The sequence below is a fragment of the Salinigranum halophilum genome (assembly GCF_007004735.1).
Lineage (GTDB): Archaea > Halobacteriota > Halobacteria > Halobacteriales > Haloferacaceae > Salinigranum > Salinigranum halophilum.
This window is the reverse complement of sequence record NZ_ML660182.1, coordinates 760,824-773,906: the sequence shown is the minus strand read 5'-3', so window position 1 is coordinate 773,906 and position 13,083 is coordinate 760,824. Positions and strand designations below refer to the sequence as shown.

Genomic DNA, 13,083 nt, shown 5'->3' with positions numbered 1-13,083 from the left:
CCGACGTATCGAAACGTAAAAACCACAGTTTCCCACCTATCCATCCATGTCAGACTCAAGCGCAAACGCAGACTCTGAATTCACCATCGACGTCTACTACGACGACGACGCGGACCGCTCGCACATCGACGACAAGACGGTCGCCGTCCTCGGCTACGGCAGCCAGGGCCACGCCCACGCGCAGAACCTCTCCGACTCGGGCGTCGACGTCATCGTCGGCCTCCGCGAGAGTTCCTCCTCGTGGGACGTCGCCGAATCCGACGGCCTCCAGGTCGCGACGCCGGTCGAGGCCGCGGCCGAGGCGGACATCGTGTCCGTACTGGTCCCCGACACCGTCCAGCCGGCGGTGTTCGAGGCCATCCGCGACGAACTCGAACCGGGCAACACCCTGCAGTTCGCCCACGGATTCAACATCCACTACAACCAGATTCGACCGCCAGAAGACGTCGACGTGACGATGATCGCGCCGAAGTCGCCGGGGCACATCGTCCGCCGGACGTACGAGAGCGGCGAGGGCACCCCCGGCCTGCTGGCGGTGTACCAGGACGCCACCGGCGAGGCCAAAGAAGAGGCGCTGGCGTACGCCCACGCCATCGGCTGCACCCGCGCGGGCGTCGTCGAGACGACGTTCCGCGAGGAGACCGAGACGGACCTCTTCGGCGAGCAGGCCGTCCTCTGCGGCGGCATCGCGTCGCTCATCAAGCAGGGGTACGAGACCCTCGTCGACGCCGGCTACTCGAAGGAGATGGCGTACTTCGAGTGTCTCAACGAGATGAAACTCATCGTCGACCTGATGTACGAGGGCGGGCTCGGCGCGATGTGGGGCTCCGTCTCCGACACCGCCGAGTTCGGCGGCCTCACCCGCGGCGACCGCATCATCGACGAGCACGCCCGCGCGAACATGGAGGCGGTCCTCGAGGAGGTCCAGAACGGCGAGTTCGCCCAGGAGTGGATCACCGAGAACCAGGCGAATCGACCGAAGTACTGGCAGCTCCGCGCCCAAGAGGAGAACCACGAGATCGAGGAGGTCGGCGCACGCCTCCGGGGCCTGTTCGCGTGGGCCGACGACGAGACCGAAGACGAAGCGGAAGACGAGAAGATCACACTGAGCGAGTAAGATGACACGACGAATGGGAGACATCGAACACACGAACCCCCACACCGGGGAGGCCTTCGGCGCGAACGGAGGCGTCTTCACGCGGGGGCCCGCGGCGGCCGACGGCGGCACCGAGGGCGACGAGATGAAAGACATCGAACACGAATCGCCCGACGGTGACGGCGCGAACGAGGTCTGGGAGCGCGGTCCCGACGACCGTGAGGCGACCGACGAAGCCAACCGTGCAGAGACGGTAGAACGGGACGATGAGTGAGGGAACGCTGTACGACAAGGTCTGGGACCGACACACGGTCACCACGCTCCCGACGGGACAGACGCAGCTGTTCGTCGGACTGCACCTCATCCACGAGGTGACGAGCCCCCAGGCGTTCGGGATGCTCCGCGAGCGCGGGCTCGAGGTGGCCTACCCGGAACTGACGCACGCGACGGTCGACCACATCGTCCCGACGGCGGACCAGTCTCGCCCCTACGGCGACGGTGCCGCCGAGGAGATGATGGCCGAACTCGAACAGAACGTCCGCGACGCGGGCATCGAGTTCGACGACCCCACGACGGGCAACCAGGGTATCGTCCACGTCATCGGCCCGGAGCAGGGCATCACCCAGCCCGGCAAGACCATCGTCTGCGGTGACAGCCACACGTCGACGCACGGCGCGTTCGGCGCGCTGGCGTTCGGTATCGGCACGTCGCAGATTCGCGACGTCCTGGCGACGGGCTGTATCGCCATGGAGAAACAGAAGGTGCGGAAGATCGAGGTCACCGGCGAACTCGGCGACGGCGTCGAGGCGAAGGACGTCATCCTCGAGATTATCCGCCGGCTCGGCACCGAAGGTGGCGTCGGCTACGTCTACGAGTACGCCGGCGAGGCCATCGAGTCGCTGGACATGGAAGGGCGGATGAGCATCTGCAACATGTCCATCGAGGGCGGTGCCCGCGCGGGCTACGTCAACCCCGACGAGACGACCTACGAGTGGCTCGCCGAGACGGACGAGTTCGGAGACGACCCCGAGAAGTTCGAGCGGCTGAAGCCCTACTGGGAGTCGGTCCGGTCGGACGAGGACGCCGAGTACGACGACGTCGTCGTCATCGACGGCGCAGACCTCGAACCCGTGGTCACCTGGGGGACGACCCCCGGACAGGGCATCGGCATCTCCGAGCCCATCCCGGACCCCGACGACCTCCCGAAGGCAAAGCAAGAGACCGCCCGTCGTGCCCAAGAGCACATGCGCGTGAGTCCCGGCGACACGATGGAGGGGTACGAGATCGACGTGGCCTTCCTCGGCTCCTGTACGAACTCCCGGCTCGCCGACCTCCGCAGAGCGGCGAAAATCGTCAAGGGCCGACAGGTCCACCCGGACGTCCGCGCGATGGTCGTCCCCGGCAGTCAGCGCGTCCAGCGCGCCGCCGAGGAGGAGGGCCTGAAGGAAATCTTCACCGAGGCCGGCTTCGACTGGCGCAACGCGGGCTGTTCGATGTGTCTCGGCATGAACGAGGACCAGCTGCAGGGCGACGAAGCCTGTGCCTCGTCGTCGAACCGGAACTTCATCGGGCGGCAGGGCTCGAAAGACGGTCGCACGGTGCTCATGAACCCCCGGATGGTCGCCGCCGCGGCCCTCAAGGGAGAAGTGACCGACGTGCGCGACCTGAAGGAGGTGGCCCTGGCATGAGCGACGCCGAGATTCCACAGATTGATTACGCCGCTGGCACCGGAATCCCCATCCGCGGGAACGACATCGACACCGACCAGATCATCCCGGCGCGCTTCATGAAGGTCGTCACCTTCGACGGCCTCGGCGAGTTCGCCTTCTTCGACCTGCGGTTCGAAGACGACGACACGCCGAAGGAACACCCGTTCAACGAGGAGCGGTTCCAGGACGCCTCCGTGATGGTCGTCAACGCCAACTTCGGCTGTGGCTCCTCGCGCGAACACGCCCCGCAGGCGCTCATGCGCTGGGGCATCGACGCCATCATCGGCGAGTCGTTCGCCGAAATCTTCGCGGGCAACTGCCTCGCGCTCGGCATCCCGACCGTCACGGCGGACTCGGAGACGGTCGAGGCGATTCAGGACTTCGTCGACGAGAACCCCGACATCGAACTCGAGGTCGACGTCGAGGCGGAGACGGTGACCTACGGCGACACGACCGTCGACGTGACCGTCGACGACGCCCAGCGGAAGGCGCTCGTCGACGGCGAGTGGGACACGACGGCGCTGATGCGCTCGAACCAGAACGCGGTGCGCGAACTGGCCGAGTCGCTTCCGTACGTCGACCTCGACGCGTAAGCCGCCGTACCGCATCCTCTCGGTTCGCTTCGTTACCAGCGAGAACGGTTCTGCGCGCGGGTTCGGTCACACCAGCGAGCGACCGCTACTCGATGGCGCCGTTCTCGTCGGCCGACACCAGCGCCTCGAACCGGGCGGGGTCCTCGGTCAACTCTCGAAAGGTCGCCGCCGCCAGGAACCGCGTCGGGGCGACGACCCACTCCGTCGTCAGGTCGTCGTCCGGGTCGGGCGCGTCGGTGTCGAACCACCAGGCGACGTACCGCCCGTCGCTCAGCCGGGCCGTCGGGAGCAGTCGGTCCTGGACCATCGTGTCCACCCGGGTCGCGGGGTCGACCTCGAGCGATTCGCCGGGCTCCGGTGGTTCGATGATCTCGATCGAGACGTGCCGGCTCGGCTTCTCGTTCGCGCCCGCGTCCGTGTCGCTCATGTGGCGTCTCCCCACCCTGGCTGTGGCCCTCGTGTGCGCGACACTGTCCCGCTCTCTGTCACGTCGAGCCGCCATCGCCGATACATACCCGGGCTGTCGCCCCGGTCGTTGATAAGTCTCAGTCGGTCGCGCGTCAGACGCACGGCTCCGTACCGACCCATTCATCAGGGGCCCGCTCACCTCATTAGCCATGACCGACGAGATCGTCGTCATTCCCGGTGACGGAATCGGACAGGAAGTGGTGCCGGCCGCACGCGAGGTTCTCGAGACCGTCGGCGACTTCGACTTCGTCGAGGCCCGCGCGGGCGACCACGTGCTCGAGAGCGAGGGCGAGGCACTGCCGGACGAGACGTTCGACCTCGCGGCGAGCGCGGACGCGACGCTGTTCGGAGCGGCCGGTGAGACGGCCGCCGACGTCATCATCCCGCTTCGACACGCGGTGGACTCGTTCGTCAACGTCCGCCCGGCGAAGGCGTACCCCGGCGTCGACGCGCTCCAACCCGAGACCGACCTGGTGTTCCTCCGCGAGAACACCGAGGGCGTCTACGGCGGTCACGAACACCGGTTGACCGAGGACCTCTCGACGCTCACGCGCGTCGTCACCGACTCGGCCTCGCGTCGACTCGCACGCTTCGCCTGCGACTACGTCGACGACGGCGCGTGGGACGGCTTCACCGTCGCCCACAAGGCGAACGTGATGCGCGAGACGGACGGTCGGTTCAAGAACGCCGTCGAGGACGTCGCTCGCAAGCGCGGTGTCGACACCGACGACGCCCTGATGGACGCGCTGGCGATGCACCTCTGTCTCCACCCGGAGGAGTACGGCGTCATCGTCTGTCCGAACCTCGCGGGCGACATGCTGTCTGACCTCGCTGCCGGCCTGGTCGGTGGGCTCGGCCTCCTCCCCTCGGCGAATCTCGGCCCCGCCCGTGGCCTCTTCGAACCCGTCCACGGGAGCGCCCCGGACATCGCGGGCGAGGGCATCGCGAACCCCTCGGCGACCATCCTCTCCGCCGCGATGCTCTTAGAGTCGCTCGGCCACCACGAGGAGTCACAGGCCGTCCACACCGCCGTCGAGGACGTCCTCGCCGACGGCCCGCGGACGCCCGACCTCGGCGGCGACGCCTCGACCGAGGACGTCACCGCAGCAGTCGTCGACCGCCTCGACTAGTGCCGGCCGTCTGATTCTCGTGGATAGTCACGGGCTGAACCGGGCGTGCGGAGTCGACGTCCTGGTAGACCAGCCAAGACCCGGGCGGTTCGACGCAGCCGACGTCCACGTCCGCGTCGTTGTCGCCGACGACCCTCCGCAGGGACGACCTCGAAGAGGGAACCGGGACCTCGAACGCACGCTCACCGCTCGGCGAGTCGTTGCCACCGCGGCCTGCGATATCCGGGAGCGGACTTTTTGTCTCGCCCCGCGACGACTATACTCACCGAACGGACCGACACCCATCACAGACCTCTCATGACCATCGACTCCACCGACATCGACCGACTCACCCCGCCCGACCCGGTAACGCTCGAACGACCGCCCGCGCCGAGAGACGCCCGCACCGAGTTCCTGCTCGACGGGGCCACCGAGACGAGCCGCCTCGACGAATTCGAGGCGCTCACGGGGGCGGTCCGATGAGTGGCCCCGCCGTCGACCGTCGTCTTCAGGGCGAGGGCGCGACACCGCTCGCGGGGGTCGGAACCGTCGTGTGGTACCGCCCCGACGACTCGGTCGACCTGGACGAACCACCCGATGACGTCGACCCGAAGGCGGAACTCGCACGGTTCGAAGAAGCCATCGAGACCGCCCGCACGGAACTCGAACGCGAGCGCGAAGAGACCCGCGAGCATGTCGGCGAGGAGGAAGCCGAAGTGTTCGGTGCGCACCTCCAGTTCCTCTCGGACCCGATAATCGAAGACGGGGTCGAGGCGGCCGTCACCGACGACGGTTTGCCCGCCCCGCACGCGGTCCGGGCGGCCTTCGCCGGCCCCATCGAGCAGTTCGAGGGGATGGACGGGCGGATGAAAGAACGCGCGGACGACCTCCGCGACGTGCGCGACCGACTGCTCCGCATCCTGACTGGGGCCGAGCGGGTCGACCTCCGGTCGCTCCCCGAGGGCAGCGTCGTCTTCGCCGAGCGGCTCACCCCGTCCGACACTGCACAGCTCGACCCGGCGGTCGTCGCGGGATTCGTCACCGCGACGGGCGGTCGCACGTCGCACGCGGCCATCTTCGCCCGCTCGCTCGCCCTCCCTGCCGTGGTCGGAGTCGGCGCGGGGCTGTACGAGGTCGACGAAGGGACTGAAGTCGTCGTCGACGGTGACGCCGGCGAAGTGGTGCTGAACCCGACCGAGGAGACGAGAGCGCGCGCGAGCGACGGGCTCGACGCGCCCGTCCGCGAGGCCCCCGTCGAGACCAGCGACGGGAGAGAGATCGAAGTCGCCGCGAACGTCGGTCGCCCGGCCGAAATCGAGGCCGCGGTCGAGCGCGGTGCCGACGGTGTGGGGCTGTATCGGTCGGAGTTCCTCTTCGTCGACCGGGACGCGCCGCCGGGAGAAGCAGAGCAGTACGAGGCCTACCGCGACGCGCTCGACGCGTTCCCCGACGGGCGGGTCGTCGTCCGCACGCTCGACATCGGTGGCGACAAGCCCGTCCCGTACCTCGACCTCCCCGAGGAGGAGAACCCCTTCCTGGGAGACAGGGGTATCAGACGGTCGCTCGGAAACGACGCCGACCTGTTCGAGACACAGCTCCGCGCACTGTTGCGGGCGGCTGCCGACGGGGCCGGCGACCTGGCCGTGATGCTCCCGCTCGTCTCGACGGTCGAGGAGGTCCGTGCGGCCCGGACACGACTCGAAGCGGTCGCGTCCGCGCTCGACGAGGCGGGCGTCGACCACGCGATTCCCGAGTTCGGCGTGATGATCGAGACGCCCGCGGCGGTGCTTATGGGCCCCGACCTGGCGAGCGAGGTCGACTTCTTCAGCATCGGGACGAACGACCTCGCACAGTACGTGATGGCCGCCGCACGCGGGAACGAACGTGTCTCGGAACTGCGCGACTTCCGCCAGCCAGCAGTCATCCGTGCGATTCGAGAGACCGTCCGCGCCGCGGAGGGCACAGAGTGCTGGGTCGGGATGTGCGGCGAGATGGCCGGCGACCCCGACCTGACCGAACTCCTCCTCGGACTGGGCCTCGACGAACTGTCGATGAGCGCCGTGACCGTCCCCGCGGTGAAACAGCGCGTCACGGCGGTCGACACCGACGAGGCGAGGGAACTCGCCACCCACGTCGCCAGCGCCAGCACCAAAGAGCAAGTAGTCGACCGACTGACGTCGCAGGGGGAGTCGCCGTGAGCATCGTCGCAGGCACCGCGTGCTCGACCGGTATCGCGCACAGCCAGATGGCCGCCGAGAACGCCGAGACGACCACTCGAGAGAGGGGCCACGACATCGAGGCGCGGTGCGAGGGTCGATGAGCCCACAGAACGAACTGACCGCAGAAGACATCGCCAGCGCCGACGTCGTCGCCACCGGCACAGCGGTCGAACGCGACCGGTGGGCGGCTGTTCGCGCGGTCGAAGCGACTGTGTTCTCGAGTGGCGCGGTCTGTTCGTCGTCTCGCCGTCTCGCTCGGTTCGAGCGGAGTTCGCTGGTGGATTTAAGGCCGCGCGGCGTTTCCTCTCATCTATGGCACAGATACAGGTCGACGAAGAGACGCTGGAGCGACTCGACGGACTCCGTGTCGAGGACGAGGAGTACGACGAGATAATCAACGAACTCATCAACATCTACCGGGCCAGCGAGATGACGCTGTTCCACGCGGGCGACGAGTATTAACTCTCGTACGACCGTCGGACCTGCTCCCACTTCCCCCGCGATTCGAGGTGGGACTGGAGTTCGTCGGCGTACTCCTGGACGAGTTTCTCGGCAGCGGCGAGTTTGGCGTCGTGGTCCTCTCTCCCGTTTCCGAGTCCGAGCGCGCCTTTGACCGTATCGATGATGCTGTCGCCCCCGCCGTCGTCACGGCCACCCCCGCCGGCCATCGACTGCTGGCGCTTGCCCGCCTCCTCGATGTGCGGCATCATCCCCTCGAGTTTGTCGGTGTTCGCGACGATCCGTGCCCGCTCGGGGTCGTCTGCGTTCTCGATCTCGAACTCCGTCGCAGTCATGATGAGGCTCCACTCCTGACTCGCGAACTCGGAGGCCATCACGCGGTCGTTGAACTCCCTGTCGACCGTCATCCGGTCGCCGACGATACGGTCGGTCCAGTCTGCCATGCCCGAGCGTATGACGAGGCGGCGTATCAGGGTTTCCCCGCGTCTCCGGCGGCGCACCGACCGTCGGACCGACCGGTTTTTAATACCTCCTCGGTCCGTTTCGAGCTATGGAACGATACGACCTCCTCTACCGGCTCTACGAGGACTTCGACACGGCCGCCATCCGGGACCTCCAGACGTTCGTCGACGTCTTCCCGGCCGTCGACTCGCGGGTCGCCCTCGACTACTGGCAGGACGCCCGGGCCGAACTCGACACGCGGAAGGCGGAGGTACGCGACTCGTTCGCCGTCGGCGAGACGCTCGTCGAAATCGCCGCGACGGCCGACCGCGACCACGCCTTCACCGGCCTCGACCTCCACTCGAAGTACGGACGCGCGGTGAACGTGCTCGTCCTCGACGTCGACGAGACGCTCCGCTCGGCGGGTGGGACGGACAACGAGATCCCCCGCGAGACCCTCCACGCGCTCACGGAGTTCCACGAGGCCGGCGTCCCCATCGTCATCTGCACGGGTCAGACCCTGGAGAACGTCAAGGGGTTTCTCATCCAGGGGCTCGGGAACGAACTCGTCCACTCGAGCGACGTGAGTATCGTCTACGAGACCGGCACGGGGGTGTTCACGCCCGGCCACGGCTCACAGACGAAACGGCTCCTCTACGACGAACTCGACGAGGAGATGATCTCGGTCTTCGACGAGGTACGCTCGCGCGTCCTCCCGGAGGCTCCGGACGACGTCGCCCGCGGCATCCACCTCCAGGGTAACGAGTTCAACGTCACGCTCAAACCGAACTTCGATGTGGGCTCTCCCGAGGCAGAGCGCGTCATCGACCGCGGGCTGGTCTACCTCGTCGACCTCCTGGGCGAGGCCGTCGCGGCCGAGACCGACGAGGTGACGACGCGTGGCTCCGACTGGGCGCGGGCGTACTTCGCGGCCGCCGACCCCGAAATCGAACAGGTGTTCGAGAGCGAGGGCGCGTCCGTCGACTGCGCACCCGACGAGGTGCCCGAGGCCGTGACTGCCATCTTCGAGCGCGTCGACGTCGCCTACTACCACGCCGACGCGGCCGAGGTCGGCTCGCTGGAACTCAACAAGCCCCGCGGCGTGGGGGCCGCGCTCGAGGTCCTCGGCATCGACGACCCGTTCCTGGTCGTGATGGGCGACTCGAAGTCCGACCTCCGGGTGATGGAGTGGGCCGCCGAGAACGAGTGCGGCATCGCCGCCGCGCCGGAACACTCCTCGGCGGCGGTGCTCGACCACGTCCGCTCGACCGACGGGCTCGTCTTCGACCGCGGTGGCGCGGCGGCGATGCTCCGGACGATATACGTGATGAACCTGCTCGCCGACCTCTAGGGGTCGAGTGCCGAGGAAGCTTATGCCGACACGGCGCGTACGTTCGGACCCCAGACGGAATCTCACCCAACATGAACTCGACACTCGCGCCCATCACACACCGCGTCTCCCGATGGTCCGGCGTCGACACCGATTCGAGCCACGACGGGGAGACGTTCCGGGTCGGCGGCCGGACCTTCGCACACCTCTCTCGGCACGGTTCCCTCACCGTCCCGACGACGCCCGCCCTCCGCGACCAGCTGTTGACTGACGGCTTCGCCGACAGCGTTCCGGGGGTGCCGGCGCTCGTTCGGTACCGAGTCCGTTCGCCCGCGGACGTCCCCGGGGCCATCCGACTGGCCCGGGTGGCGTATCTCCAGCACGCCGGGTCACGAGCGCGGGCGTTCGACGCCGACACGCACCTCCGACGGCTCGGCGCGAGCACCGAACTCGCCGCGCTGTTGGTCGGACCGCGAGCGGGCGGTCCGGGCGAGACAAGCGCCTGAAGGCGCTGCCTGGCCCGTCGGCAGGCACACCGGCGAACGCCGCGCGAGCGCCCCCGCTCCGGAATCTCCAAAGATTTACCACTCGTCCAGTAAACCCACGACCATGGGAATCGACTACGGTTCGCTCCACGATCCGAACGCGGAGTACACGATGCGGGAGCTCTCCAGCGAGACGATGGGCGTCACGGCGAAGCGCGGGGGCGGCCGCGACGTCGAGATTACCGACGTCCAGACGACGATGGTCGACGGCAACTTCCCGTGGACGCTCGTGCGCATCTACACCGACGCCGGCATCGTCGGCACCGGCGAGGCCTACTGGGGTGCGGGCGTCCCGGAACTCATCGAACGGATGACGCCGTTCGTCGTCGGCGAGAACCCCCTCGACATCGACCGTCTCTTCGAGCACCTCGTCCAGAAGATGTCCGGCGAGGGGAGCGTCGAGGGCGTCACGGTCACCGCCATCGCGGGTATCGAAATCGCGCTGCACGACCTCGCGGGCAAGATTCTGGAGGTTCCGGCCTACCAGCTCCTCGGCGGGAAGTACCGCGACCAGGTCCGCGTCTACTGTGACTGTCACACCGAGGAGGAGGCCGACCCCGACGCTTGCGCCGACGAGGCCGAGCGCGTCGTCGAGGAACTCGGGTACGACGCGCTGAAGTTCGACCTGGACGTTCCGTCCGGGTTGGAGAAGGACCGCGCGAACCGTCACCTCCGCCCCGGCGAGATTCGCCACAAGGCCGAAATCGTCGAGAAGGTCACAGAGCGCGTGAGAGACCGCGCCGACGTCGCCTTCGACTGTCACTGGACCTTCTCCGGCGGCTCCGCGAAGCGACTCGCCGCCGCCATCGAGGAGTACGACGTCTGGTGGCTCGAAGACCCCGTCCCGCCGGAGAACCTCAAGGTGCAAGAGGAGGTCACGAAGTCGACGACGACGCCCATCACCGTGGGCGAGAACCGGTACCGAGTCACCGAGGAGCGTCGCCTCATCGAGAACCAGGCGGTCGACATCATCGCGCCCGACCTGCCCAAGGTCGGTGGGATGCGCGAGACACGAAAGATCGCCGACGTCGCCAACCAGTACTACGTGCCGGTGGCGATGCACAACGTCTCCTCGCCCGTCGCGACGATGGCCTCCGCGCACGTCGGGACGTCCATCCCGAACTCCCTCGCCGTCGAGTACCACTCGTACGAACTCGGCTGGTGGGAGGACCTGGTCGAAGAGACCGTCATCGAAGACGGCTACATCACTATCCCCGAGGAACCGGGTCTCGGTGTGACGCTCGACATGGACGCCGTCGAGGCGCACATGGTCGAGGGCGAGACGTTGTTTGATGAAGCGTAGCTTCGTCGAGCCAGCAGCACGCAGTGCTGCGCTGTTCGACGAGTCGTAGATTCAGCAAGCCAGCAGCGTGACGCGCTGCCCGGTACCGTTCGACGCGCGACGCGCGTCGTGGGTCGGAATCCATCCGACTGCTTCTTCCTGCTGGCGGCTGTGAGCCGACCTGGATGACCAGCGACCACCTGCTCGACCGACTCGCGCGTGACCTCGCGGCCGTCGTCCCACGAATCGACGCGACGGCCGAACACGAACGGTGGCAACCCGGTCTCGGTGCGTTCGAAGCGGAGAGACAGCTCGAACTGCTCGTCGGGGCGCTCCGCGATACGGGCGACTGGACGGTCGAGCGCGAGGTCACGTATCCGAACGGCGACCGGCGATGTGACCTGGTGGTCGAAGCGAACGGACGACGCGTTCCGGTCGAGGCGAAACTGCTCCGGTTCCGCCGCGACAACGGCGACCGCGAGCCGAACACGTTCGGGACCGTCTTCGACCCCTTCTCGAACTCACTCGTCGCGGACGCCACGAAACTCGTCGAGAGTGACTTCGAGACCCCCGGTGGACTGCTCGGTCTCTACTACGACCGGACCGGTGAGGACACGCCGCCGATGAGCCCCGCGACGCTGGCGGAGAAGGTCTGTCTGGACGTCGAGTACTGGTTCGGCGTGGACGCGAGGACGCGTGCAATCGGGCGGTTCTCTGGGTTACGCCATCCGGTGCATCAGCAGGGCGCGGTCATCACGTGGGGACTCGAACGGGGGTGAGCCCGGTCGCGCTCGACGCGGACGTCGCCACCCACATGGAGTCGAGCCAACAGTTTTGTCGACACGCCACGTGGTCGCTACTCTAATGTCGACAGAGTATTCGGTCGATCACGAACTCTCAGACGCCGACAGACACATCCACAACGCGTGGGACAACAGCCTCGACCCGATTCTCACCGTCGAGGCGGGCGAAGTCGTCCGTTTCGAATGTCGCGACGCGCTCGACGGACAGGTCGGTCCCGAATCGGGTGTCGAGGACCTCGCGAACGCGAGTTTCGACCCCGTCCACCCGCTCACCGGACCGGTCGCCGTCGAGGGTGCCGAACCGGGCGACGTGCTCGCCGTCGACTTTCTCGACTTCGAGCACAAGGGCTGGGGCTTCACGGGCTTCATGCCGGGCGAGATGGGACTCGGACTCCTCCCCGAGGAGTTCCCCGAGGCCGGGCTACACGTCTGGGACCTCGACGAGGAGGTAGCGCACTTCGTCGACGGCATCGAGGTACCGCTCGATATGTTCCCGGGCATCGCCGGCGTCGCGCCGGCGGAAGACGGCGAACACGACACGCTCCCACCCCGCGATACGGGCGGCAACTTCGACATCAAACACCTGACGGCGGGGTCGACGCTCTATCTGCCCGTGGAGGTCGATGGTGCGCTCTTTTCGACCGCCGACTGCCACGCCGCACAGGGCGACGGTGAAGTCTGTGTGACGGGCATCGAAGCCCCGATGTTCGTCACGGCTCGTTTCGACGTGCTGAAGGACAAGTCCATCTCCCAACCCGAACTGGAGACGACGGGCCCGTTCACGCCCACCGGTCGGGACGAACCGATGTACGGGACGGCGGGCATCGCCGACGACCTGATGGAGGCGACGAAGAAGGCTGTCCGCCACATGCTCGACCACCTCGAGGCCGAACGCGGTCTGTCGCGGTCGGAAGCGTACATCCTCTGTTCGGCCGCCGTCGACCTGAAGATCAGCGAGGTGGTCGACGCACCCAACTGGACGGTGACGGCGTATCTACCGGAGAGCATCTTCCCCTGACCGGGGTGAAC

At 67.4% G+C, this 13,083-nt stretch carries 16 protein-coding genes; 14 read left to right on the top strand and 2 right to left on the bottom strand.

What is annotated here, in order from left to right; translation table 11 throughout:
- Positions 1-46 precede the first annotated feature (46 nt).
- Genes ilvC through leuD form a run of 4 tightly spaced genes read left to right on the top strand, consistent with a single transcriptional unit; the run spans position 47 to position 3,398 of the window.
- Positions 47-1,117 carry a ketol-acid reductoisomerase gene (ilvC, locus tag E6N53_RS04045; RefSeq protein ID WP_136589146.1) on the top strand — a complete coding sequence of 357 codons (1,071 nt, stop codon included), beginning with the start codon at positions 47-49 and terminating at the stop codon, positions 1,115-1,117.
- A gap of 1 nt (position 1,118) precedes the next feature.
- The gene (locus tag E6N53_RS04040) at positions 1,119-1,370 is read left to right on the top strand and encodes a DUF7989 family protein (RefSeq protein ID WP_136589145.1); all 252 of its coding nucleotides are present in this window, start codon (positions 1,119-1,121) and stop codon (positions 1,368-1,370) included.
- Entirely contained in the window at positions 1,363-2,784 is a 1,422-nt protein-coding gene (leuC, locus tag E6N53_RS04035) for a 3-isopropylmalate dehydratase large subunit (protein ID WP_142857064.1), read from the top strand. The genes E6N53_RS04040 and leuC overlap by 8 nt, the downstream gene beginning before the upstream one ends.
- The gene (leuD, locus tag E6N53_RS04030; RefSeq protein ID WP_142857062.1) at positions 2,781-3,398 is read left to right on the top strand and encodes a 3-isopropylmalate dehydratase small subunit; all 618 of its coding nucleotides are present in this window, start codon (positions 2,781-2,783) and stop codon (positions 3,396-3,398) included. The genes leuC and leuD overlap by 4 nt, the downstream gene beginning before the upstream one ends.
- A gap of 85 nt (positions 3,399-3,483) precedes the next feature.
- Here leuD and E6N53_RS04025 read toward each other — a convergent pair whose 3' ends face one another.
- A complete protein-coding gene (locus E6N53_RS04025; protein WP_142857060.1) occupies positions 3,484-3,825 on the bottom strand; it encodes a hypothetical protein in 342 nt (113 codons plus the stop codon).
- 190 nt (positions 3,826-4,015) lie between these two features.
- Between E6N53_RS04025 and E6N53_RS04020 the strand changes: the two genes are divergently transcribed.
- The 5 genes from E6N53_RS04020 to E6N53_RS20930 all read left to right on the top strand — a co-directional run bounded on the left by E6N53_RS04020 (position 4,016) and on the right by E6N53_RS20930 (position 7,656).
- On the top strand, positions 4,016-4,996 hold the full coding sequence (locus E6N53_RS04020) for an isocitrate/isopropylmalate family dehydrogenase (protein WP_142857058.1): 981 nt from the start codon (positions 4,016-4,018) through the stop codon (positions 4,994-4,996).
- A gap of 297 nt (positions 4,997-5,293) precedes the next feature.
- Entirely contained in the window at positions 5,294-5,458 is a 165-nt protein-coding gene (locus tag E6N53_RS20625) for a hypothetical protein (RefSeq protein WP_161596510.1), read from the top strand.
- Positions 5,455-7,173 (top strand): phosphoenolpyruvate--protein phosphotransferase, encoded by a 1,719-nt coding sequence (ptsP, locus tag E6N53_RS04015; RefSeq protein WP_142857056.1) that lies wholly within the window; start codon positions 5,455-5,457, stop codon positions 7,171-7,173. The genes E6N53_RS20625 and ptsP overlap by 4 nt, the downstream gene beginning before the upstream one ends.
- Positions 7,170-7,295, top strand: a complete 126-nt coding sequence (locus tag E6N53_RS21410; RefSeq protein ID WP_269090089.1) for a hypothetical protein — start codon at positions 7,170-7,172, stop codon at positions 7,293-7,295. The genes ptsP and E6N53_RS21410 overlap by 4 nt, the downstream gene beginning before the upstream one ends.
- 211 nt (positions 7,296-7,506) lie before the next feature.
- The gene (locus E6N53_RS20930; RefSeq protein WP_201741065.1) at positions 7,507-7,656 is read left to right on the top strand and encodes a DUF7557 family protein; all 150 of its coding nucleotides are present in this window, start codon (positions 7,507-7,509) and stop codon (positions 7,654-7,656) included.
- On the opposite strand, the gene E6N53_RS04010 is transcribed toward E6N53_RS20930, so the two are convergent.
- Complete coding sequence (locus E6N53_RS04010) at positions 7,653-8,096, bottom strand: DUF5799 family protein (protein ID WP_142857054.1); 444 nt, start codon at positions 8,094-8,096, stop codon at positions 7,653-7,655. The genes E6N53_RS20930 and E6N53_RS04010 overlap by 4 nt on opposite strands.
- A gap of 107 nt (positions 8,097-8,203) precedes the next feature.
- Here E6N53_RS04010 and E6N53_RS04005 point away from each other — a divergent pair, with 107 nt between their 5' ends.
- From E6N53_RS04005 to E6N53_RS03985, 5 genes are all read left to right on the top strand, one after another.
- Complete coding sequence (locus tag E6N53_RS04005; RefSeq protein ID WP_142857052.1) at positions 8,204-9,445, top strand: HAD hydrolase family protein; 1,242 nt, start codon at positions 8,204-8,206, stop codon at positions 9,443-9,445.
- Between the two features lie 71 nt (positions 9,446-9,516).
- Entirely contained in the window at positions 9,517-9,930 is a 414-nt protein-coding gene (locus tag E6N53_RS04000) for a luciferase domain-containing protein (protein WP_142857050.1), read from the top strand.
- Between the two features lie 103 nt (positions 9,931-10,033).
- Positions 10,034-11,272, top strand: a complete 1,239-nt coding sequence (locus E6N53_RS03995; RefSeq protein WP_142857047.1) for a mandelate racemase/muconate lactonizing enzyme family protein — start codon at positions 10,034-10,036, stop codon at positions 11,270-11,272.
- A 164-nt stretch (positions 11,273-11,436) separates the two neighbouring features.
- Positions 11,437-12,030 carry a transcriptional regulator gene (locus E6N53_RS03990; RefSeq protein WP_142857045.1) on the top strand — a complete coding sequence of 198 codons (594 nt, stop codon included), beginning with the start codon at positions 11,437-11,439 and terminating at the stop codon, positions 12,028-12,030.
- 85 nt (positions 12,031-12,115) lie between these two features.
- The gene (locus E6N53_RS03985) at positions 12,116-13,072 is read left to right on the top strand and encodes an acetamidase/formamidase family protein (RefSeq protein WP_142857043.1); all 957 of its coding nucleotides are present in this window, start codon (positions 12,116-12,118) and stop codon (positions 13,070-13,072) included.
- Positions 13,073-13,083: the final 11 nt, after the last annotated feature.